The organism is Corynebacterium propinquum DSM 44285 (genome assembly GCF_000375525.1).
Classification (GTDB): Bacteria; Actinomycetota; Actinomycetes; order Mycobacteriales; family Mycobacteriaceae; genus Corynebacterium; species Corynebacterium propinquum.
This window is the reverse complement of the sequence record NZ_AQXC01000010.1, coordinates 28,159-52,000: the sequence shown is the minus strand read 5'-3', so window position 1 is coordinate 52,000 and position 23,842 is coordinate 28,159. Positions and strand designations below refer to the sequence as shown.

General features: G+C 57.9%; 17 protein-coding genes, 1 tRNA gene and 1 pseudogene. 15 read left to right on the top strand and 4 right to left on the bottom strand.

Annotated elements, in window-relative coordinates:
- Position 1 precedes the first annotated feature (1 nt).
- Positions 2–760, top strand: a complete 759-nt coding sequence (locus B142_RS0108930; protein WP_018121200.1) for a M23 family metallopeptidase — start codon at positions 2–4, stop codon at positions 758–760.
- 473 nt (positions 761–1,233) lie between these two features.
- Positions 1,234–2,013, top strand: coding sequence for a M23 family metallopeptidase (locus B142_RS0108925; RefSeq protein ID WP_018121199.1), 780 nt, complete (start codon positions 1,234–1,236; stop codon positions 2,011–2,013).
- A gap of 66 nt (positions 2,014–2,079) precedes the next feature.
- Here the strand turns inward: B142_RS0108925 and B142_RS0108920 are convergent, their stop codons facing one another.
- Positions 2,080–4,743, bottom strand: a complete 2,664-nt coding sequence (locus B142_RS0108920) for a UvrD-helicase domain-containing protein (RefSeq protein WP_018121198.1) — start codon at positions 4,741–4,743, stop codon at positions 2,080–2,082.
- A gap of 96 nt (positions 4,744–4,839) precedes the next feature.
- On the opposite strand from B142_RS0108920, the gene B142_RS0108915 reads away from it, so the two are divergent.
- From B142_RS0108915 to pgi, 7 genes are all read left to right on the top strand, one after another.
- Entirely contained in the window at positions 4,840–5,154 is a 315-nt protein-coding gene (locus tag B142_RS0108915; protein ID WP_018121197.1) for a chorismate mutase, read from the top strand.
- 286 nt (positions 5,155–5,440) lie between these two features.
- Positions 5,441–5,986 (top strand): OsmC family protein, encoded by a 546-nt coding sequence (locus B142_RS0108910; protein ID WP_018121196.1) that lies wholly within the window; start codon positions 5,441–5,443, stop codon positions 5,984–5,986.
- A gap of 100 nt (positions 5,987–6,086) precedes the next feature.
- Complete coding sequence (locus tag B142_RS0108905; protein ID WP_018121195.1) at positions 6,087–7,142, top strand: acyl-CoA dehydrogenase family protein; 1,056 nt, start codon at positions 6,087–6,089, stop codon at positions 7,140–7,142.
- A gap of 3 nt (positions 7,143–7,145) precedes the next feature.
- Positions 7,146–7,673 carry a flavin reductase family protein gene (locus tag B142_RS0108900; protein WP_018121194.1) on the top strand — a complete coding sequence of 176 codons (528 nt, stop codon included), beginning with the start codon at positions 7,146–7,148 and terminating at the stop codon, positions 7,671–7,673.
- A gap of 291 nt (positions 7,674–7,964) precedes the next feature.
- Complete coding sequence (locus tag B142_RS0108895) at positions 7,965–10,106, top strand: N-acetylmuramoyl-L-alanine amidase (protein ID WP_236658161.1); 2,142 nt, start codon at positions 7,965–7,967, stop codon at positions 10,104–10,106.
- A gap of 13 nt (positions 10,107–10,119) precedes the next feature.
- Positions 10,120–11,235, top strand: coding sequence for a cation diffusion facilitator family transporter (locus B142_RS12415; protein ID WP_018121192.1), 1,116 nt, complete (start codon positions 10,120–10,122; stop codon positions 11,233–11,235).
- 29 nt (positions 11,236–11,264) lie between these two features.
- Positions 11,265–12,929 carry a glucose-6-phosphate isomerase gene (pgi, locus tag B142_RS0108885; RefSeq protein ID WP_018121191.1) on the top strand — a complete coding sequence of 555 codons (1,665 nt, stop codon included), beginning with the start codon at positions 11,265–11,267 and terminating at the stop codon, positions 12,927–12,929.
- Positions 12,930–12,952: 23 nt separating this feature from the next.
- Here the strand turns inward: pgi and B142_RS0108880 are convergent, their stop codons facing one another.
- Together B142_RS0108880 and B142_RS13285 are read right to left on the bottom strand one after the other, a co-directional pair.
- Positions 12,953–13,804: a DNA-formamidopyrimidine glycosylase family protein gene (locus B142_RS0108880; protein ID WP_018121190.1), complete on the bottom strand. Its 852-nt coding sequence runs from the start codon at positions 13,802–13,804 to the stop codon at positions 12,953–12,955.
- Between the two features lie 72 nt (positions 13,805–13,876).
- Positions 13,877–18,729: pseudogene (locus B142_RS13285) on the bottom strand (Lhr family helicase).
- Between the two features lie 30 nt (positions 18,730–18,759).
- Here B142_RS13285 and B142_RS0108870 point away from each other — a divergent pair.
- From B142_RS0108870 to B142_RS12405, 6 genes are all read left to right on the top strand, one after another.
- Positions 18,760–19,518, top strand: coding sequence for a 3'(2'),5'-bisphosphate nucleotidase CysQ (locus tag B142_RS0108870; protein ID WP_018121189.1), 759 nt, complete (start codon positions 18,760–18,762; stop codon positions 19,516–19,518).
- Positions 19,519–19,594: 76 nt separating this feature from the next.
- Positions 19,595–20,437 carry a thymidylate synthase gene (locus B142_RS0108865; protein WP_018121188.1) on the top strand — a complete coding sequence of 281 codons (843 nt, stop codon included), beginning with the start codon at positions 19,595–19,597 and terminating at the stop codon, positions 20,435–20,437.
- 5 nt (positions 20,438–20,442) lie between these two features.
- Complete coding sequence (locus B142_RS0108860) at positions 20,443–20,982, top strand: dihydrofolate reductase (RefSeq protein ID WP_018121187.1); 540 nt, start codon at positions 20,443–20,445, stop codon at positions 20,980–20,982.
- Entirely contained in the window at positions 20,983–21,270 is a 288-nt protein-coding gene (locus B142_RS0108855; RefSeq protein ID WP_018121186.1) for a glutaredoxin domain-containing protein, read from the top strand.
- A 115-nt stretch (positions 21,271–21,385) separates the two neighbouring features.
- Positions 21,386–21,458 (top strand) — tRNA-Arg (locus B142_RS0108850).
- Positions 21,459–21,613: 155 nt separating this feature from the next.
- Positions 21,614–22,627: a DUF1906 domain-containing protein gene (locus tag B142_RS12405; protein WP_018121185.1), complete on the top strand. Its 1,014-nt coding sequence runs from the start codon at positions 21,614–21,616 to the stop codon at positions 22,625–22,627.
- Positions 22,628–22,671: 44 nt separating this feature from the next.
- Here B142_RS12405 and B142_RS0108840 read toward each other — a convergent pair whose 3' ends face one another.
- Positions 22,672–23,823 (bottom strand): bifunctional 2-methylcitrate synthase/citrate synthase, encoded by a 1,152-nt coding sequence (locus B142_RS0108840; RefSeq protein WP_018121184.1) that lies wholly within the window; start codon positions 23,821–23,823, stop codon positions 22,672–22,674.
- Positions 23,824–23,842: the final 19 nt, after the last annotated feature.

Here is a 23,842-nt window from a genome sequence, read left to right as displayed (position 1 = left end):
GATGCAAAGTTCTTCCATTCGCTCCCGTGGGGGCCGCCACCGCAAGGTTAACGCGTCACAAACCGCTAAGGGACGCATCGCCCTGGTCACGGTGGCAGCGGGAACCGTATCCTCCGCTGGTATCGGTGGCGCCACGGCTGCACAGATCAACGCCGCGGAAGTGACAGAGCAAGACGCAACCGTAGACGCTGGCACCACAGATGTGGACTACACCCTCGCCAACGACGCAGACACCTTCCTCCCAGAGGTCGGTGCAGCTCCGCAAATTCTAGAGATCAACGAATTCCGTCCTGTCGCCAACCTGGCCGAACAGCTCGACAAGGCGGTTGCTCACTCCACGGAACGCATCGCCGAGGACCTGAGTTCCCGCCTGCCAAGCGTCGTCAAGCCAGCCGAAGGCGCCTTCACTTCCGGTTTTGGCCCACGCTGGGGTTCTTTCCACAACGGCATCGACATCGCCAACGCAAACGGCACCCCAATTCTGGCAATCATGGACGGCACGGTTCTGGATTCCGGCCCAGCTTCCGGTTACGGCAACTGGATCCGTATTCAGCACGACGATGGAACCATTTCACTGTACGGCCACATGGAATCATTGGATGTTTCCACCGGGCAGCGCGTGCATGCTGGTCAAAAGATCGCGGGCATGGGCAACCTCGGCTTCTCCACTGGTACACACTTGCACTTCGAAGTACACCCAGGCGGTGGCGGCCCCGTAGACCCAGCTGCATGGCTGGCAGAACGTGGCATCCACGTTTAAGCACGCGTCCTGCACCAGGTATATCCGGGCTCTCTGAAACAAACTAGGAGGCCCCAACTTTTAACCGCTTATCCCGCAACTTGTCTGTATTTGTTCCTGCAGCGGGATAAGCGGTTTTTGCGTGCCATAAACTTTCTGGGCCCCAAGCTCCGCCAGCAATTCAGCATCCACCCCATTGATTCACCCCCCATAAATCACCCCTAAAATACGCGCCATAAAATCACATTATTCACACAAGCCACACCAGCAACACGCCGCATGAGCTGGAATCTTTAGCGTTGTCGAGTAAATCAACCCATTAACCAGCGTTTATGGCATTGCTATCACAAATAAATAACGGTAGCTTAAACAATGTTCTGAACACGGCTCTAAATAAGGCTCTAAACAAGCCGAAGCCGGACGGGCAATCCATGGCCGTTCCTGGCAAGAGCCTTTCAGTAGTTGTAAGACTGCACGATTAGACAGGATCTTGTATGAAGCCTTCCCACCGCTTTCGACGGCTCACCCTTGGCGTGAGCGCCGCCGGCCTCGCGGTCGCTGTGAGCCTGCCGGGTTCCACACCAGCAGCCCACGCTGATCCAGCCCTGACCGCAACAGTCAACCCAGGCAGCGCCAAAGACCCCGTCATTAACGGTTATGATCTAGACGCTCTGCTCAAGGTTGCCGAAGGATTGGCATCCACTGTGCAGCAGCTCAACCAAGGTGGATCCCCGAGTCTCCAAAACAGCAGCGATGCCCTGGAGATCATTATTGACCCCCTCACCTCCCCGGAAGCAAAGCCTGCGGAGAAGGCAGCACAAGCTTCCCCATCGACGTCGTACATGACCGCGGAAAGAGGTACGACTGCCGACGGCCGCACCGTGGTCTTTCCTACCGAGGGAATTTTTACCTCACCATTCGGACCGCGCTGGGGCCGGATTCACCAAGGCATCGACATCGGAAATGGTATCGGCACCCCAATTTATTCCATTATGGATGGCACCGTTATCAGCGCCGGCCCGGCACAGGGATACGGCAAATGGGTACGTGTTCAGCACGACAATGGCGAAATCTCCGTATACGGTCACGTGAATTCATACAACGTGAGCGTTGGCCAAAAAGTTACCGCCGGCGAGCAGATCGCCACCATGGGCAACGAAGGCCACTCCACCGGCCCACACCTACACTTTGAGATCCGCCCAGACGGTGCCACCCCGGTAGACCCAGTCCCATGGTTCGCCAAGCAAGGCATCACCGTCCGAGGCGCTAAATAGCGCCCCGAGAGTTTTTCTCAAACTTTAGCGCCCCGGGAGCACTCCTAGAGTCTCGCTAGAGTTTTCCTAAAGTTTTTCCATAGGCGGCGCACCCACCAACATCAAGCGGATCGTTCCTGAAGAACCAAAGTCAATGGTCACGGTTGCCCGCGCACCTTGGCCATCCGCAGAAATCACGGTGCCCAAACCATATTTGGCGTGATTGACCTTGTCTCCAACGGCAAGATCTAATTTCGCGCCACCGGTTTTCTTTTCCGGAATACCGGAACGGTTCCGTTGCGAAGGGGAAGACGCAGCAGAACCACGCATCCGGCGCGAACGGCGTGCGCCGTACGACATTTCCGCCCAAGAATCGTCATCGCCTCCACCAAAGCTAGTGAAGCTAGAACCACCAGTGCCCCATCCAGTGCCCAGGCCTGCGGTGGGTTCTTCGCGTTTCCAGGTGATAACTTCCGACGGGATTTCTGCCAAAAACCGGCTCGCGGGGTTTTCCACCGGGCGGCCCCAAGCAGACCGCATCATTGCCCGGGTCAGATAGAGTTTCTTCCGCGCTCGAGTAATGCCCACATACGCCAGGCGGCGTTCTTCGGATAATTCGTGTGGATCACCAAGTGCACGCATGTGTGGAAATTGTCCGTCTTCCCAACCACTGACAAACACCACCGGAAATTCGAGTCCCTTGGCTGTGTGCAGGGTCATGAGGGTAACGACGCCATGCTCGTGGTCTGGAATCTGATCGGCATCAGCAACCAGGGATACCTTTTCCAGAAATGCGGCCAACGAGCCTGCTGGGGCTGCACCATCGTCCAGCCCATCGTCCAGCCCGTCGTCCAGCCCGTCGCCTGCAGCAGCGGAACCATTGGCAGCATTGATATCTGCTTCGTCTAATCCAGCGGCGTTGGCTGCATCAGAGGAAAATTCGCGCGCTACCGAAACCAACTCGTTCAGGTTGTCCAAACGGGTGCCATCTTGCGGGTCATTGGACGCTTCTAATTCCGCTTTGTAGCCGGTGATATCAAGAATCCGACCAATCAATTCACCGAGGTGCGGCTGGCCAGTGGCTTCATTAGTCATCGCAGGAATTTCTTCCCGCACGGTAGCGAGCATCTCGGCAAAACCACGCAGTGCATTCCGCGCCCGAGCACTGAGGCCAGCAATGTCTCCGGCAGCTGCTGCTTCCAGGGCTTTGCCGAAACTGATGTTGTGGTTTTCCGCGTGCACAGCGAGTTGCCCCTGGGCTTTATCACCAATGCCGCGCTTGGGAACATTGACGATTCGTCGCATGCTGACGGTGTCATCCGGGTTTTCCAATACACGCAGGTAGGCCACAATGTCGCGAATCTCTTTACGCTCGTAGAACTTCGTGCCACCGACCACCTTGTATGGGATACCGGAGCGGATGAAAATATCTTCCAATGCACGCGAGGCGTTATTCGTCCGGTACATCACCGAAATATCGTTGTAGCTATACCCTTGGTCGCTGAGCGTATCGATCTCGGAAGCGATAAACCGCGCCTCATCGTGCTCATTGTCCGCCACATACCCAATAATGTTTTCGCCTGCGCCCTGATCGGTCCACAGCTTTTTCTCTCTCCGCCCCGCATTATTAGTGATCACGGCATTGGCAGCGGTCAAAATATTCTGCGTTGAGCGGTAATTTTGCTCCAACAAAATCGCGCGTGCCTGCGGATAATCGCGTTCAAACTCTTCGATATTGCGGATGGTGGCGCCGCGGAAGGCATAGATCGACTGGTCAGAATCGCCAACCACGCATAACTCTGGGGCGCTCATGCGTTCCGGATTTGACTGCGCACCGCTGTTCTTGCCGACGAGCGCTGCCACCAGCGCGTACTGTGCATGGTTGGTGTCCTGATACTCGTCGATCAGCACGTGACGGAAGCGCCGCCGATAATATTCAGCGACTTGTTCGTGTTCCCGGAAAATCCGCACGACTTCTCCGATGAGATCGTCGAAGTCCACGGCATTCGCTGCCCGCAGACGACGTTGATATTCGGCGTAAACTTCTGCAACCGTAGTGTCGAAGGGATTTTTCGTGGTCGCTGCCGCAGAGGCTGCCGCGGCTGGATCCTGCAATTCATTCTTATGATGTGAGATCGCATTCGCCAGCACCCGGCCGGTAAATTTCTTCAGGTCTAAATTCATTTCCTTGGCGATCATCGACAGCAATCGGCGGGCATCGTCGCCGTCGTAAATGCTGAAATTCGTATTCAAGCCGTCGACAAGATGAGCGTGCTGACGTAAGATCCGCACGCACGTCGAGTGGAAAGTGGCCACCCACATGCGCTCAGCGACAGGGCCAACGAGCTGGCCGACGCGCTCGCGCATTTCTCGCGCAGCCTTATTGGTAAAGGTAATCGCCAAGATTTGGTGGGGTGCTACGCCCCGCTGCTGCATCAAATACGCAATGCGACGAGTCAACACCGCAGTTTTGCCCGAACCTGCGCCCGCAACGATCAACAGCGGGCTTCCAGAATGCTCCACTGCCTGCCGTTGTTGCTCGTTCAGCCCGGCAATAAGGTGCTCAGCCGATTGTGAGCTCGGTCTGGTTCTGTTGACGCCCTGCGATAGCTCGGTATCATGTGGCGGAAAACCACGGGGTTGTCTACCGCCGAATAACGATGGCTCAGGACTATATGCTGCAGGATTGTCTGGTGAATTGCTCTGTGCATCATTAGCTTGCGGGCGAGGCTGAAACGGCGATGAATTCATAATCTTCCAAACTACTATTTCGCCTACTATTTCACCGTTTTGCTGTGTCACCATCTCATTCCATCTTGTAACCGCCACCACAGTAGAATGCCCCGTATGAACCAGATGGACAACGTGGCTTCGAATTTCTCAGTGCGTACTCCGACCGGAACTGATGATCCGCTGTCGGATAAAGAAATTGAGACTTACCGCAAAGAGATCGACAAGATGAACGACATCATCCTCACTGCGGTAAAACGGCGCACTGAGGTGGCCCAGGCGATTGGTAAAACGCGTATGAGCTCCGGTGGCACCCGCTTGGTACACACCCGCGAGGTAGCGATCATCAATTTTTTCCGCGACGAGCTCGGTGCCGACGGCGTAGATATCGCAAATGCGCTGTTACGTTTGGGCCGAGGACATTTAGGGTAATTCACTTGCCCTAGCCCAGAGACACCGTCTGGCAAAGCCCAGAAGCACAGTGTGGCGCATAAAGGAACAGTGATAGGAAATTTTTATTCACCTATTTCGCCACCAATTTTGGGGACGAATCAACTTCCATTTATGCAGTACAACAACCCATTCTCCCACTTCTAACCCATTCCGTTCAGCAGACATAGACCGCTTTGTCTAACACAAGCAGACCAAGAGTGCTACCGTAGCGGTCATTCCACGTGGCAAGCAGGAGCGCCTGCCACAGCAATTCAAGGAGGTTCTCATGTCTGATCTGACTCCAAACCACAAGGCCGGCGAACCACTCGCACCAATCGATGGTGACAACCTGCAGGCAATGGCCAACAAGAACACCGAAAACCCTGAAGGCGGCAAGAAGGTCATCCGCACTCACACCGAGGCAGACGGCCAGTTCCGCAACTACACCCAGGTACGCGATCTGGAACCAACCTTGGTTGCCGAACCACCAAAACTGCTCGGCGATGATTCCGCACCTAACCCCACTGAGATCGCCCAGGCCGGTCTGGCTGCCTGCATCTCCGTCGGAATTCAGGCTATCGCTACCCACCGCAATATCACGTTGACCAAGATCAACATCGATATCGAATCCGATATCGACATCTCCCCAACCTGGGGTGTAAGCCCACGCGAGGACGCCCGCCCGGGTGTTTCCGACGTTCGTGTCAAGGTGGATATCGATGGTGATGCTGAACGCGAGACCCTCGAGAAAGTCGTCGCAGACGCTATCCAGTGGTCCCCAGTGGTCAACACCTACACCCGCCCAGCCAACCTGACCCACGAGCTGGTCTAGCCTCTCAGTCGGTTATCCACCCTGCTTATAGCGATTAGAACCCAGGGCAGCAGCCTAGGAAAAAATAGGCTGCTGCCCTACTGTTAATAAGGCGACTTTCATGACTACCGAAGCAAAAACTATTGAATTAGCTCCCTTGGACATTCCCGAGGATATCCGCACAACACTGCAGGAAAACGCTTCTGCTGTCGACAAAGGCGAAAAGCCAGCACGCTATGGCCTCGAACTTTTGGCTCAGCACGGCCTGCTTAACACCGACGACCTCGTTGCCACCGTTCGCTTGGTACGCGGTTTGGCCCGTGAGGATCTGTCTGTAGCTTTCAGTACCTGGGCAGACCTCATGGTTTTGACTTACTTGAAAGCCGCCGACAGCCAGCACCCACAGCTCATTGAAGCTATTGAAAATGGTACCCGCCCCGGCGTCACGGGCATGGCTTCAGTCTTTAAATATGCTGCCGGTGCCGGGGATCTTGATTTGCAGGCACAAGCAGTTAACGGAGGATATAAAGTATCCGGCAAGTTAAAGTGGGCCTCGAACTTGGCTGATGATTCCATCATTGTCTCTGGCGCACACTCCGATCAGGGCGGGCAGATTTTATTTGTCGTCGACGGCAACGCGGAAGGTCTCACCCTCGGCACCCCATTCGGGCTGTTGGGGCTCAATGCCACCGCTTCTGCATGGGTGGAATTCGACGAAGTCTTCGTTGCAGAAGAAAACATCCTGACTACAAGCTTTCCGGATTATCTGCCGCGGGTGCGCCCTACGTTCTTGCTTCTGCAGACCTCAGAATGCCTCGGGGTTGCAGAATCCGCGATTGCCGCAGCAAGCGGCAAAACGGTGGGCATCAACGAAGTTTTTGCCGATGACGTGGCACAGACCTATGACAAGATCACGGAGCTGATCTCCATCCAGGAATCCATTGCAGAAAAAGCCGCGTCCGGTGAGCAGGTAGCGTTCACGGATCTGCTACGCCTGCGTCTCAACGCGGCGGAAGCTGCCGTTCAGGCCGCCAATCTTGAGATCCGCGTTGCGGGCGGTGCTGGCTATGCACAGTCGTCCCCAGCATCCCGCCGCTACCGTGAAGCGACGTTTATTCCTGTACAGTCGCCTTCCGAAGGTCAGCTGAAATGGCAATTGGCACGCGAGGAAAGCTAAGCAGTGACAAATTCGAAAAGTTCGACTCGTGAGTTCAGCCTCAAAGACAAACTCCGCGGTGCATCGGGAGCCTTTCCGAAAGGAACCACGGTAGTGACCACGTTGCACGAGGGAGCAGATGCTGGAATGACAGTATCCGCTTTTTCGTCGCTCTCGTTGGATCCGCCGTTAGTGATGCTATCGGTCGGCAATCATTCATCATCGTTGCCGAAGCTCATCGAAGGTAACCCCATTGCAATTTCGGTGTTGGCGCAAGGCCAAGCACCACTGGCACAACAATTTGCCCGGAAAGGTATCGACCGCTTCGCCGGAGTGGATACCCACCGCACAGCACTGGATGTGCCGGTGATATCCGGGGCCGCATCTTGGTTTTCAGGCACCATCCAGTCCAAAACCCCCGCTGGCGATCACACCATCGTGATCGTCGAAGTCGAGGAATGTGATTCCGATGCCTCGGTATCTCCATTGCTTTACCAAGGCGGCGAGTTCCATTGCTGGCCAGAGGCCGGATGGCGCCCATCTTCTATCTAAGATCAACCAATTACGGTTGAGGTTTTATCCCTCGGCCACAACAACCGAATAATCAACGACCCGCAAGCATTCAGCTGAGTGCTTGCGGGTTTTTGCATGCTCACTCCAACCCTGGGATCTCAGAATTCACAATCTCTCGTGACTTCCGCAACAAAAATTCACGGCGTGTCGAAACATTAATAACATCAGCAACACTTGTAACTTCAGTTGCATGAACTAATTTGGCCAAACCTTACTGCACCTAAAAACACATCACTGATTACTTATTTCTCCAAGGAGTCCATCATGAGGATGCGCAGACATTTATCTCCTTCTCGGCCCCGCTGGATCACGCCTACCATTGCTCTGACAAGTACGTCAGCCCTCGTTCTAGCCGCGGCGTTCGGCGATAACCAGGTATTAAATACCCAAGGTGTCGGCCACAATTCGGTGGAAGCGACGCTCAAGACCACGAGCTTTTCCAGCGGAACCACCACCGTCGTCGATGACCCAGCTATCGCCACCCAAGGTGCCCATGACCACGGACACGGGCACGAACACGGGCACGACGATCTATCAGAGGGCGAGTCTCGCGCCGTCCAAGAATTCACCCAAGACGAAGAATTCGACTCATTCGCGCTGACCTGGGAAGGCGATCGCGACGTCCTCGCATTCTTCCGCGCCCAAGCCGCCGATGGCTCCTGGGGCCCGTGGTTGGAAACCCATCCACTACCCAACCCTGACGAAGCCAGCAAACAAGGCACCGAACTGATTTATGTCGCGCCGACCAACAAGGTCCAGGTTTCGCTCGCCGGCGTGGACCTTTACGACGGCCACGATGACCACCACAGCCATGACGAGCACGATAGCCACGACAGTCATGACGAGCACAATAGCCACGACACCCCGGACAGTCACGATGACCACCACAGCCATGACGATCACGACGGCCATAATGACCAGGGGCGCGAGATTTCTCCACAGGTAAGCACCCCGAAAGCGGGCTTGGAAACCTCGGAAGGAATCATCCAACCAGTCACCGATTCTGTAGACCTCACCCACACCGACAACGCCGTTGGCGTCGCACCGTTGCCGAAAGCGGAAGAGCTCAGCGCCGTTTTCGTCAATGGCCAAGAAGGTGCTACTCCCGCTGGTATCCAGCAGACCGCTAACCTTGCCGTGGGCATGCCCAGCGTGGTCACCCGCCAAGCTTGGGGCGCCAACGAGTCCTTCCGTGGTAACTGTGGGCCCACCGGCATGGATTACAAAGCAATGACGCTGCATCACACCGCTGGCGTGAACAATTACAGCCGTGAATCTGCGGCCGCCCAGGTGCGCGGTGCATACCAGTACCACACGCAGTCGTTGGGGTGGTGCGATATCGGATACCACGCGCTCGTCGACAAATTCGGCACCATTTACGAAGGCCGCCGCGATGGCTTAAACGCCGGTATTCTCGGCGCACACGCTGGTGGCTACAACACCGGCACCTTTGGCATCGCCATGATTGGTAACCACCAAATCGCTCCGGTTCCGCAGCCTACTATCAATTCCGTAGGTCAGATCGCGGGCTGGCGCGCGGCACAATCTGGCTTTGATCCTTCCGGTACCGTCTCCCTGACTTCCGAGGGCAGCCAGTACGCCCGCTACCCTGCCGGCGACACCCGCACATTTAACCGCTTCCATGGCCACCGCGACGTGGATAATACCGAATGCCCGGGCGACGAAGCCGTCAAACAATGGGCAGCAATCCGTGCGGCCACGAACCAGGCCTATAGCCAGGTCAAAAACATGATCGCTGGGAACCCCGGAAGCACTCCGGGGCAAACCCAGAACAATCAATCACAGTCGAACCAATCACAGGGCACTACTCCGCATCGCCCGTCGTCGCCAAGCGGTAATGGTGCCCCTGGTCAGAACCTTGCCACGCTAGCTGCCACCGCGATTGGCTTGATCGCACCGATCGTGATGAGACTGCTGAAAAACTCACAGACCAGCAGCCTGCCTGACAATGCCAATAATCTAGCTCAGGTCGAAGTCATTCCTGGGCTCAAGCTCGGCGATGTTCCCGGCCTGATCGGACGCGTCGTGCAGCTGACCGGAGATTCCACTATTGAGCAAACCTGGGCGCGGATCAACGCTCTATTGGGGCCGGTATTAGGCACGCCTATTACCGGAATCGGTACCGCAGGCGTGGGCGCCGGATTCGGTACCGACGTTGACTTCGCGGTGTTCGACAACGGCGTGATCGTCGATTCGGAAGAAACCGGCACGCAGGCGTTGTGGGGTGAGATCGCCCGCGTCTGGGCTAACGGTGCGGTAGAGGCACTGGGCTTGCCGACAAGCACCCCGGAAAACTACGACGGAAACACCCCGATTCAGGTGAGTTTCCAACACGGTTCCATCACCTATGACCCAAGCACTGGCCACATCGAAATCGTAGAAGACGACTAGAGGGGGTAACCCGATGACGACGATGCACCCTGTCACACGCCACAGCCACAGCCACAAGCACAACCACAGCGGCCAGCACAACCAGCACCACCATGGCCACAAGGGCGGTCATTGCCAGCACGGTTCGGCGACTGGCCTCCGCCTGGTAGCGGTCATCATTCTCACCACTACTATTTTGGTCGCAGAAATCGTGGGCGCATTCTGGTCTGGGTCCCTGGCTTTGCTTGCCGACGCCGGGCACATGGCCACGGACTCGGTCGGGTTAGTCATGGCAGGGCTTGCACTGTGGTGGGGGCAACGGAAAGCCACGCAACTGGCTACCTACGGGTTTTCGCGGGCGGAAGTCATCGCTTCTGCGCTGAACGCTTTGCTGGTTATGGCTATTGCGGTCTGGATTGTGTTCGCGGCAGTCCGTCGGATTCACGATCCCGCTGAGCTTTCTGCCGAGGTCATGCTCGTCGTCGCCACGATCGGCCTGCTGGCCAACTTGCTGGCGATGCTGGTGTTGCACAAACCGTCGCAAGATTCGCTGAATATCAAGGGCGCTTATCTGCATATTGTGTCGGATATGCTCAGCTCTATTGGGGTAATTTTCGCTTCCGCCGTGGTGTGGGTGACCGGTTGGGGCGGCGTGGATATTGCGGTCTCCGTGTTGATCCTGACGGTTTTGTTGCCACGCTGTTGGCAGTTGTTGCGGCAGTCCTTGTCGGTGTTGATGCAGCAGGCGCCGGCCGGACTAGATTATGTGACCATTCAGCGGGAGCTTTTGCGTATTCCCGGCATCGAGCGCGTCTATGACCTGCACCTGTGGTCGCTGACCGGCTCGGATGCAGTCGCGACGGTACACGTTGTTGTTACGCAACCAGCCGCTGTCCACCAACCAGATTCCAGCCAGCGTGATGTTATGAACCATCATGAAACAGTCTTGCGCCGCGTGGAAGCTGTCTTGCGCGACACGTATGGGATCACACGCACCACAATCCAAATTGAGCTCGCGCCCCACCGCCACGTGGAACACGCTGACCGCGCAGCTGCTCATCACCCGCAGACTGCCGAACATCAGGGATGGCGCCTGTGGGAAAAAACTGCTGTAACATGTACCCGAAACTGGCGTGCACACACCGTCTAGGGTAGCGAAAAGCAGTATCATATAACGGCGTGAGTCCTTTTACATCTATCTCCTCCACCGCGGAATGGCAACGACTGAACACCCTGGCCAACAACCAGGATTTCGACCTGCGCTCGCTTTTCCACTCGGACCGCGACCGGGCCCGGCGGTGGTCGTTTTCCGCTGGTGAACTCCACATCGACTTATCCAAAAACTGGCTCGATGACACGGTCCATACGCACCTGGTGGAATTGGCAGAACGCGCGGGCCTGCGCGAAGCCATCGAGAAGATGTATTCCGGCGCCCACATCAACAACACTGAAGACCGCGCCGTCTTGCACACGGCTTTGCGTGCACCGGGCGCTTTTTCCTCCCACGGCCAGCAGGATTTAGTAGTCGACGGACAAAACGTCACCCGCGATACCCACGCGGAGCTGGATAAAATGGAGCGCTTCGCCAATTCACTGCGCGATGGCACCCGGACTGGTTTTACCGGGAAGAAAATCCGCACCATCGTCAATATCGGTATCGGCGGTTCGGATCTCGGTCCGGCCTTTGCCGCACTTGCACTGCAGGAATACAACACTGCAGGCATCCACGCCGAATACGTTTCCAACGTGGATCCAGCCGATATGAGCGATACCTTGGCCGTGGTGGATCCAGAAACCACGCTGTTTATCGTCAGCTCGAAATCTTTCGGTACCCAGGAGACCTTGTCCAATGCCACTGCTGCCCGGCGGTGGCTCGTCGACAAGCTCGGCAGCTCCGATGCTGTGTCGCATCATTTCATTGCGGTCTCAACGAACGAGGACAAGGTCAAGGAATTCGGCATCGACCCGGACAACATGTTTGTGTTCTGGGACTGGGTCGGCGGGCGCTATTCGGTGCCTTCTGCCATTGGCCTTTCTCTGATGCTCACCATCGGACCGGAGGATTTCCGCCGCTTCTTAGCTGGTTTCCACGCCATCGATGACTACTTTTATCGCACCGACCTTCGTGACAACGTCGTCGCCCTCATGGGTTTGCTGGGTGTGTGGTACACCAACTTCCACGGTGCCGCGAGCCACGCGATTTTGCCATACTCACAGCATTTGCGGCGCTTCCCGACGTATCTGCAGCAGCTGACCATGGAATCCAACGGCAAATCTGTCCGCCGCGATGGCGCGAGCGTCGACTATGCCACCGGTGAGATTTACTGGGGCCAAGCCGGCACCAACGGCCAACACGCATTTTTCCAGCTGTTGCACCAGGGCAAACACCTCGTCCCGGCGGATTTCATTGGCTTTGCTCGCCCGCATCAAGACTTGGCTGCGATCGACGGCGAAGGCTCATTACATGATCTGCTGATGAGCAACTTCTTTGCCCAATCCAAGGTGATGGCTTTCGGCAAAACCGCCGAGGAAGTTGCCGCGGAAGGCGTAGCCGAAGAACTCATCCCCCACCTGGTCATGCCAGGTAACCGTCCGACCACGACGATCCTTGCTCCACAGCTAACCCCGTCGGTGTTGGGCAGCTTGATCGCGTTGTATGAGCACATCACCTTCGTACAAGGCGTGATCTGGGGTGTGAATTCCTTTGACCAGTGGGGTGTGGAACTGGGTAAGAAACAGGCCGACGCATTGTTGCCCGCCATTTCCGGCGCCGAAGCAATTGATTCCGGCGATAGCTCGACGGACGAGCTGATCCGCTGGTACCGCAGGCAACGCGAGGCTTAACCAGCCCCGGACCAACCCGCGACTTAATCTGTTTGGGGGCCGACCAACGGCTGGCAGTGCGGACACCACCAGATGATGCGTTCTAGCTCGCCATCGATCCCGCCGCGAGTTTTCTGGTCCGGCCCGCCCAAAGAATCGTGCTTGATCAGGGTTCGGCAGCGCCGACACGGCCGGTTGTTACGACCGAACACGTAGGTTGTCTCCCCAGCACGCTTGATTCCGGTGGTCACACGCACCGGTTCGTTTCTATTCGCCCACATGATGCGGCGTGCAATATCCAGGATCTCGGACACTCGCGCCGTATCTAGCACGCCGACGCGGCTAGCTGGGTGCAGGCCAGCAAGAAAACACACCTCTGCACGGTATTCGTTGCCGATACCCACCAGGTTGGTTTGATCCAATAACGCGGTACCAATCGGGCGCTGCGGTTGCGCCACAATGCGGCGCAGCGCTTCGACTTTGCCGTGGTTATCCCAGTCGTCGGCAAGAATATCCGGGCCGAGATCACCAATAAACCGCTCGTATTCTGTTGCTGGGAATACCCGCACCAATCCCAACTGGTGCCCCACGACTTCGATATCGCGCGGTTGCTGAGCAAACCGCAGCACTACCCGGGCGGTATGGGCTGGTTGGCGCCACCTGTCCCCGGCTAAATGCATCGCCCACGTACCCTCCATTTTTAAATGGGTGGCCAGGATCTGTTGGTCGAAAAGCATGAACAGATACTTTCCGTACGGCCAGATCTTCTGGCACTGGGCACCGGAAAAATCGCGATTGGCGAAGCGCGGGGTGCGGATCGAGGTACGCGTGACGGTCTTGCCGACGAGAAACTGAAGCCTCTGCGACAACTGCAGTACGGAATCGCCTTCTGGCATTGTGCGCGCACCTCCTGGTGTAGTAATTCAACGATTTACCGGTTCAGTTTTTGGCTGGTGAACCGGCTTCAGTCACCGGCTCAACCGCAGCCCCTTCGGGCTGAGTTTAGCGCCGTATTTACGCATCGCTAGCGCTAATGGGGTTCCCAGGATGGCCGCGCCGTTCGCCTTTTCAATGGTCAGCGGGCGGATCCATTCCGCATCCAGCGCAGCATGCACAGCATCGACAAGCAACTGTGCCGGATCGGCATCGATGCCTTCCGGGAGTGCGTCGAAAAACGTCGTCAAGGTTTTCCCGCCGCGACTCAAGTGCGCCAGGCACAGCCCGTCGGCAAGCACCACTAGGCTCCCGGCAGACCGTGCAGGACGTGAGCCGGTACGAGCAGCACCGCTTTCACCAGAATCAGCGCTGTCACCAGCACCATCAGCCTGTGGCCAATCCACTGCAGCACCATACGGGTTGGCTGGATCGGTCGCAGCAAGAACGACGACATCAGGGTCTGTGGTCCCGGAAGGCCACCCGTGCACATCTGGGGCATCATCGGCACCGCGCAACCGGTCTACCACCGACGGCGTAGAAAACTGCGCGGCACCCAACCCCTCAACGAAATACCCGCGCTGGGCCTTTCCCGCGGCTTCAAACTCGCTGAGCACTTTATACGCCAAGGCGAATCCACCGGTGACGTCCTCGGCGACCACGCTTCCCCGGGTAAGCACCCCATAACGATCCAGCCAGGCTTCTCCTTGGGCCACCGAACGCGCAGTGGCGTCGCGATCCGGCTGCACCGTCAGCGCCCACCGCCCGACCATATCCGGCGGTGTGGACTGACCGGAACGCGCATGCTGGCTGGTAGCAAAACTTGTACGCCCCATCCGCAGCCGCGAACGCCGCGGTTGCCGCTTTGCCTTGTGCGCCCGGCTTGCCCCACCAGCTAATCGCGTGCGCAATGGCGCAAAACTATCGGGGCTCACCATTCCCAGATCCACTAATTCCCACAGTGCCGCGCGCACGGTCTCGCTGGTGAATTGCTGCGGTGCCGGCGTGCTGTGTGCAGAATGATCATCGAAACTCAGCGTCCCGGCGCGGTTTACCTGTTCGACGATGTCAGCAAATAAATAGCCACCGCCATTGCTCAAAACCATCACGATGGCTTCTTGCACGTGCGTCAGCCCAGACGTATCGGATGATGCGTCGTCCAGCGGGGCGAGTTGGGCGGCGTATTCGGCGGGCAGCAGCATAATCCACGGATCGTTGCGCCCAGCTTGGCCCACCCCGCGGATCAAGACTTCGCCATTACTAGTCAGCTCATCCAAAAACCGCGGGCTATAGCCTGGCACGCGGGCAGGCAACACCAATTGTTCCCAGGCGCTGGCTGGCAGGCGTACCCCGGCTAGCTGTTCGATGGCGGCAAATACTGCATCCTCCCCGCCCAGTCCGGACGGTGCATCGGTGATCTGGTGCCAGCTGAGCAAAAAGCGTGCGAAGCCGGACGCGCTGACCGGGCGCAGCGCCTTACGGGCTGCCGCTAATGAGCGCGAGCGGATGCGCTTGAGCACCCCGGCTGCGCAATACTCCAGCTCGTCGATGCCTTGGCGGTAGTGACCTTCTACCAATTCGCCGCTGCCGGAAAGTGTTTGCACGATATGCCAGGCGCTGGAAATGCTGATTCCGAAGGCATCCGCGGCATCGCGCAACACGAACGGCCCGCGCGAGCGCGCCCAGCGTTTCAGTAGTTGTGCTAGCGCATCGTCGATAGTTTCTGTTTGTGCGGGTATCCCGGGTGGCACCGGGATGCCCAAACCATCGCGCAATAATGCTGCATCGTTGCTCTGTGCTAGGTGGTCGTGCCCGACCATGCGCAGCACCATCACGCGCGCACCCAGTTCGCGTTGGGCCTGTTCCAGGGTGATCTCGGCATGCTCGGCGAGTTGGTCAACCGGGAACGGGCCAATCCGGCGCAGTATATCGGCGAGTTGTTCGGCTGTGTGTGCCCGACGCTCCGGGGTGGTGTGCTGCAGGGCTTGGTGCACCTCCACGATGACATCGGGGTCCAGCAATTCCCGCAGCTCCACGGTGCCCAACAGCTTTGCCAACAAACTCGGGTCCAGTGACAGCGCAGCAGCGCGCTTTTCCGCCAGCGGGCTATCGCCTTCGTACATGAATGCGCCGGTGTAATTGAACAATAGCGACGAGGAAAACGGCGACGGCTGCTCGGTTGTAACTTCCGCGATGCGGATGGTGCGCTGAGCAATCGACCGGGTGACCTCATGCAAGGCTGGCAGGTCATAGACATCTTGCAAGCATTCACGCACTGTTTCCAAGATGATGGGAAATGATGGGTACTTGCGGGCTACATCAAGCAGTTGCTCGGCTTTTTGTCGCTGTTGCCACAGCGGTGCGCGCTTGCCCGGGTCATACCGGGGCAATAACAACGCGCGGGCCGCGCATTCGCGAAACCGCGAGGCAAACAACGCCGAATTGCCCACCTGGGTAGTCACGATTTCTTCGATTTCGTCATCGTCAAAAATAAATAACGAAGCATCGGGATCGTGGTCGCCTTCCGGCACGCGCAACACGATGCCGTCATCACCAGCGACAGCTTGGGCGTCCATGCCGGTGTTTTCTGCAATCCGCGCGCCTACCGCCAGCGCCCACGCAGCATTCACGCCGCGGCCAAACGGGGTGTGCAAGACGACGCGCCAATCCCCCAGTTCATCGCGGAAACGCTCCAGGACCAGTGTTTTCTCATCCGGGATCAACCCGGTGGCCTCGTACTGCTCATCCAGATAGCCCAGCAGGTTGGTGCGTGCGCGCTCTTCCAGCGGCAAGTCAACTAAGGCTTTGTCACGCTCACGGTGGGCATGGCGTCGAAAAGCCCCAGAGCCAGGCCGAGCTCGTAGGGGCGTCCTAATTGATCGCCGCTCCAAAACGGCAGGCGTCCGGTATGGCCCGGGGCAGGGGTAACCAGCACCTGGTCACGGGTGATGTCTTCGATGCGCCAGCTGCTTGCCCCCAGGGTGAATACGTCGCCCACGCGGGATTCATAGACCATTTCCTCATCGAGCTCACCGACCCGGCGCTGGATAGGTTTGCCAGATCCACTGGCACCGGTGCCAGCCGCGCCCGTGGAATCCCCCGTCGTACCAGCAAAAAAGACGCCAAACATGCCGCGGTCCGGGATGGTACCGCCACTGGTGACGGCCACGCGCTGTGAACCTGGCCGGGCGGACAAGGTGTTGTCGACTCGATCAACAACGATCCGGGGCTTGAGCTCTGCGAAATCGGTGCTGGGATAGATTCCACTGGCTAAATCCAGCACGGAGTCATAGACGTCGCGGTCCAAGTCGCGGTACGGGTAGGCGCGGCGAATAGTGGAAAACCACTCGTCGACGTCGAGGTCTTCTACCGCCACCGCAGCGATGGTCTGTTGCACCAACACGTCCAGCGGGTTGCGCGGAACATGGATCTTCTCAATCAAACCGGGTTGCACCCTGCCGACGGTTACCGCAGTTTGCACCAAATCCGCGCGGTGTTTCGGGTAAAAATCTCCCCGAGATACCGCACCGACGCTATGGCCTGCACGCCCGACTCGCTGCAGCGCAGAAGCCACCGACGGCGGAGATTCGACTTGCACCACCTGGTCGACTGCCCCCATATCAATGCCAAGTTCCAGCGAGCTGGTAGCCACCACGGCCTTCAACGCACCTTGCTTGAGCAGTGATTCTGTCTGGGCTCGCTCATCTTTCGAGACCGAACCATGGTGCGCACGAGCAATCACCGACGCGGCGGCACCCGCGGTATCGGTGTGCTTCATCAATTGCGCGGGATCCCGGCGCGTGGGCGCCGACAGCAATTCCGGGGCATGCTCAGCGGCATATAGCTCGTTGATCCGCGAGGTCAGCCGTTCTGCGGTCCGCCTGGAGTTGACGAACACCAAAGTGGAAGTTTGCCCCATGATGGTCTGGTAGAGCTCGGCTTCAATATGCGGCCAGATGGATTTCGCCGTCGGCAAGGCGGAATCGCTCGCAAAAGACGGTGTCTCTTCTCCGGCCCCCGCCGCACCGTTGCCCGCACCGGGTGCGCCACCGCTGCTCAAGCCCAGCGGATCGTCCACGGTCATCTCCCCGATCGTGGAGGCCTGTTCCGGCACCGGCAGATCCGCCATGTTGTCCACCGGCACCCGCACGACCAGTTCCCACGATTTTTTCGCTGGCGGGGCGACGATTTCTACCTCGCGGTCACCCCCGAGAAACTGCGCTACGGTCTCGATCGGGCGCACCGTAGCCGACAGCCCGATGCGTTGCGGGTCGCCAGCCACACGTGCCAAGCGTTCCAGTGTCAACGCCAGGTGTACCCCGCGTTTACTACCTGCTAGCGCGTGGATTTCGTCCACGATGACGGTGGTGACGGTAGATAGAATGCCCGCGGCTTTGCCTGTGAGCATGAGATAAGCCGATTCTGGGGTGGTGATCAAAATATCCGGCGGGCGGCGTAGCTGCCGGGCACGTTCTGCTTGCGGGGTATCGCCACTGCGCACACCGACGCTGACCGACGGCACATCGTGGCCTATGCGCTGTGCGACGCGGCCGATGCCTGTCAGCGGGGCGTGCAAGTTTCGTTCGACGTCCACCCCCAGGGCTTTCAGCGGCGAAATATAGAGGACTTTGACGCCGGGTTGGGAAGCGACCGTGGGCTTGTCTGCGACCGGCAGGGTTAACTGCCCACCAGCAGTGCTCAGCCCATTGAGAGCCCACAAAAACGCGGCCAGGGTTTTACCGGAACCAGTCGGCGCCACCACCAGCGCGTTTTTCCCTTCCGAGACCGCCTGCCAGGCTTGGCGCTGGACGTCGGTGGGCTGAGCAAAAACTTCACGAAACCAGCTTGCTACCGGCGGGCTGAAACGGGACAGGACGTCATCGGACATGATGACTACTCTACGGCTACAGTATGGGGCATGACAGGCGCGTTATCAGATGTCCGGCTGACCAACCTTTTAGCCCAGGGCTCTGGGGAAATCCTCAAAGGGATCCGCGGGGTTGGTTTGCTGCGCGATAAGGAACTCGCCGAGGCTGGCGACGAGTTGGCGCAAAATTGGATCGCACGCGTGCTCGCGCAACACCGCCCGGACGACGGCTTTTTATCGGAAGAAGCCAAGGATAATCCCGAGCGGCTACAGAAAAGACGCGTCTGGATCGTCGACCCGTTGGATGGCACGAAGGAGTTCGCCACCGGGCGGCAAGATTGGGCGGTGCATATCGCGTTGGTCGAAGACGGGGTGCCATTGCATGCTGCCGTTGGTCTGCCGGATCTCGGAGTGGTGTTCCGCTCGTCAGATGTCCGCGCGGTATCCGGCCCGTTTTCACGGCGCATCGTGGTCTCGCGCAACCGCCCGCCAGAAATTGCTGACTACGTCGGCAAGCACATGGACCTAGAGACCGTACGGCTGGGCTCTGCCGGGGCAAAAGCAATGAAAGTACTGCTTGGCGACGTCGACGCGTATATCCATTCCGGCGGACAGTTCGAGTGGGATCAGGCTGCCCCAGTCGGTGTGGCGCAGGCTGCCGGTTTGCACGTCAGCCGCTTGGACGGTTCACAGCACCGGTTCAACCGAGCCGATACCTATATTCCAGATTTGTTGATCTGCCGCAAAGAGCTTGCCGACGACATGCTCGGCCATATCGCGGACTACCAGGCCGCCAACGGCAGCTATTGAGATGTTGTCGGCGTCGCATGAGCGGTGGGTCTGCTGGGAGCACACAGCCTAGCCACACGCTAGTAAACTATGGCCCATGACTACGCCGTCGACGACCCCTGATAACAACCGCACCAGCACCGCAATCCCCACTCCCTATGAGGATCTGCTGCGTGATGTCCTAGACAACGGCACCGCTAAGCACGACCGCACGGGCACCGGGACTACCAGCGTGTTTGGCCGGCAGCTGCGGTACAACTTGGCGGAATCTTTCCCACTGTTGACTACAAAGAAGGTGTATTTCCACGCGGTGATCGGCGAACTGCTGTGGTTTCTGCGTGGTGATTCTAACGTGGAATGGTTGCGCAATAACGGTGTACGTATCTGGAACGAATGGGCTGATGACAACGGTGAATTAGGCCCGGTATATGGCGTGCAGTGGCGTTCGTGGCCCACCCCAGACGGCGGACACATTGACCAGATTGCCCAGGCAGTGCAGGATCTGCGCGAGAACCCAGATTCGCGCCGCATGGTGGTGAGCGCGTGGAATGTTGCCGAACTCGATGATATGGCGCTGATGCCGTGCCACCTGCTGTTTCAGCTCTACGTCGCCGACGGCAAGCTCTCACTGCAGGTGTACCAGCGCAGCGCGGACCTATTTTTGGGAGTGCCGTTTAATCTCGCTTCCTACGCCTTGTTGGCGCACATGTTCGCCCAGCAAGCTGGCCTGGACGTCGGCGAGCTTATCTGGACCGGCGGCGACTGCCATATTTACAACGACCATGTTGAGCAGGTTCGCGAGCAACTGCGCCGCAGCCCGCGCGCCTACCCACAGCTGCGTCTAAACAAGGCGGCCAGCATTTTCGAATACGATTTTTCCGATATCTCCGTCGACGGCTATGACCCGCACCCAGCGATCAAAGCCCAGGTGTCGGTGTAACGGCGATGTTGGGAGCAATTTGGGCGCAATCACTCGACGGGATCATTGGCGACGGCGTGGCGATGCCGTGGCACGTGCCGGAGGATCTCGCACATTTCAAAGAAATCACCACAGGTGCGCCGGTGATCATGGGACGCAAGACGTGGCAGTCGCTCCCCGAGCGTTTCCGTCCACTGCCCGGCCGGGATAATTACGTGTTGTCGTCGGCAAGCCCTGGAACCTGGTCGGCGGGCGCAGAGGTTATTCGTGCGCTTGCCGACGTCGCACAGCTGAACACCGCCTGGATTATGGGAGGTGGCAAAGTCTACGAAGCTACCTTGGGCGATGTCGATCGTGTGGAGATCACCCTGATGGGGGCAAATATTGGTAGCATTTACGGGCAGCGGGCCGTGTATGCCCCGGACATTCCCGAAGATTTCGGGTTAGTTGCAGACAGTGACTGGCAGGTCTCCGCACACGGACACCTGCAGATTCCGGGACATGAGCCCAGTGATTTACCACTAAAATATCGATTCTTAACCTACGAACGAAAGGCTGCAGCCTAAATGTCTGATGTACAAACCCCAGAAACCTCCCACGATGTCACCGTCTTCGCTGCCAGCTGGTGCCCGTTTTGCCGCAAGCTGATCGGTGATTTGGAAGCCAACGGCACCCCATTTGCGGTGATCGATCCAGATTCGGAAGAAGGCCAAGCCAAAAACGCCAACCCGTGGATCGAGTCTGTCAACGACGGCAACCGCATCATCCCAACGGTGCTGTTTTCCGACGGCTCCTCAATGACTAACCCACCTGCCGGTGACGTAGCGAAAAAGCTGGAAGAACTCCAAGGCTGAAATTTTACTGCCTGCCGCGAAGAGTGTGGCTGCGCCGGCGGCACACCGGTGCATTCGCCCGGATTTTTCACGTGCGCTAAGCTAATGGCTGGCCGGGGATGACCGGCCAGTGTTGGCCCCAGTAGCTCAGGGGATAGAGCACGGCTCTCCTAAAGCCGGTGTCGGAAGTTCGAATCTTCTCTGGGGCACATTTTCTTTTTCTCTGGGATTCTTTATCTTCATCCCGCCTCCCAAGTCTGGTATCGCACAACTTAGTGCGCCAATATTCGCGTTTTAACCTCGAAACTTCTGTTACTACTGTTATTGTTGTGGCGAATGTTTGTTCCTGATTGGAGAAATCTCGATGAATAGCCCGCGCAATTTCAGCCGACGTTCCTTATTCCGCACCACCGGCGCCCTGGCGATTGCTGGTGCTTTCGCCACCGCTGGCACCGGCATTGCTGCCCCACGTGCTGCAGCGGCGAACGGCCCTGGCCCGGTTGTGGGCCAAGTACTGGACTACGCGGCCGGTGTACCGTCGGCACGTGCCATTAAAGACGGCGGATTCCTCGGCGCCGTGCGTTACGTATCGGAGCGCCGCCCCGGTGCAGAATGGATGCTTGGTAAACCCGTCAGCGCTACCGAAACCACCAACCTGGCAGCACTCGGCCTGGAAACCGCCTCGGTATATCAATTCGGCCGCGCCGAAACCGCGGACTGGAAACAGGGAGCTTTGGGCGCGGCGACGCACGCACCAAAAGCAATCGCGCTGCACCGCAGCGCAGGTGGCCCCACCGGCCGTCCTATCTATATCGCGATTGACGACAATCCCACCCGCGCGCAATACGATTCTTTGATCGCACCTTACCTACGGGCCTTCGAAGCTTTGCTGAAAGCAGCCGGTTACTCCGCCGGAATCTACGGCAACTACAACGTCATCGACTGGGCAATCGCAAACGGCATCGGATCGTATTTCTGGATGCATGACTGGGGCTCGGGCGGCAAGATTCACCCGCGCACCACGATTCATCAGCTGCCGCAGAATAAGCAGCAAACCATCGGCGGTGTGGTCTGCGACATCAACAACGTCTATGCCCGGGATTGGGGCCAATGGAAGCCAGGCGTTGCTTCGGGTGCTGGTCAGGGCGCACAGAATAACCAGAGCAACGGCAACAACCAGGCGCGCCCACAGGGCCAACAGCCTGGCCAGCCGGGCCCATCCCCTGCCATCCCAGGCAGCTCAAACGCAATCCCTAGCGCTGCCGAATTGCAGAAGCTTAGTTCCGACCCTGCGATACAACAAAGTGCGCGCACCCTGCAGGAGTTGCTAAAACTCGCACAGGATAACGCGCACCTCGCGAAGCAGTTTGGGCTGTAGGCTACTAGACTACCAGCCTCTACTGGGCAGCTCCTGAGCGCCTACTAAGCAGCTGGAGCAGCTGGCACTGAGCGTTCTTCTGGGCCGTTGTAAGCAGACAGCGGCCGGATCAGGGAGTTGTCCTCGTACTGTTCCAAAATGTGAGCAGTCCAGCCGGTGATACGGGCCATCACAAAGATCGGGGTGAAGAACTCAATTTCCAGGCCCAGCAGGTAATAGGCCGGGCCAGCCGGGAAGTCCAGGTTTGGTTTGATCTTGATGGACGTGTTTTCTTCCATCGTCTTGGCCATGATGTCGTACATGTCGACCCATTTGTCCGCACCTGGAGTGTTGGCCGCGAGCTTCTTGAACGCGGCTTCCATCGTCGGCACGCGGGAGTCACCCGTTTTATACACGCGGTGCCCAAACCCCATGACCACTTGCTTGTTGTCCAAGCGGTTCTTGCACCACTCCTCTGCCTTATCTGGATCGCCAATCTCCAGCATATTGTGCATCACGGCTTCGTTTGCGCCACCGTGCAATGGCCCTTTCAGCGCACCAATACCACCGGTGACAGCGGAATATACGTCGGAAGTTGTCGAGGTAATCACGCGGGAGCTAAACGTCGAGGCGTTAAAAGAGTGCTCAGCGTAGAGAATCAACGACTGGTCAAAAGCCTGAATGGCCTCTTTTTGCAACGCGGGAGAATCCTCTTCATCACCGAAAACCATCCACAAGAAGTTCTCCGCGAAGCCTTTATCCTTCGCTGGCTCCACATATCCCTTGCCCTTACGGCGGCGGATATCCAACGCGACAGCCGTGGGGAATTTCGCAAGCAGACGCAGCCCAATCTCGCGGATATGGTCGGCATCGCGTGTGAAATGTTCATCGAACTGCCCCACGAACGAAGTAAAAGTGCGCAGCGTGTCCATCGGGTGGGAATCTTTCGGCATCGATTCAATCACATTGATCTCTGCCTCAGTCAGTCCGCGCAATTCGCGCTCGGAAGCAGCAAATTCTTCCAGCTGCCCGGAGTCAGGTAGCTCGCCGTTCCACAGCAAATAGGCTACTTCTTCAAAACTGCAGTGCTTCGCCAACTCTTGCACCGGATAGCCGGCATAAGTCAACGAGTTGGTCTCTGGCATTACCTTAGAGACCGCGGTGTAATCTGCCACGACCCCGTACAGGCCCTTACGAATTTCAGAATTGGTAGTCATTACAAGCTCCTTCCTGAGC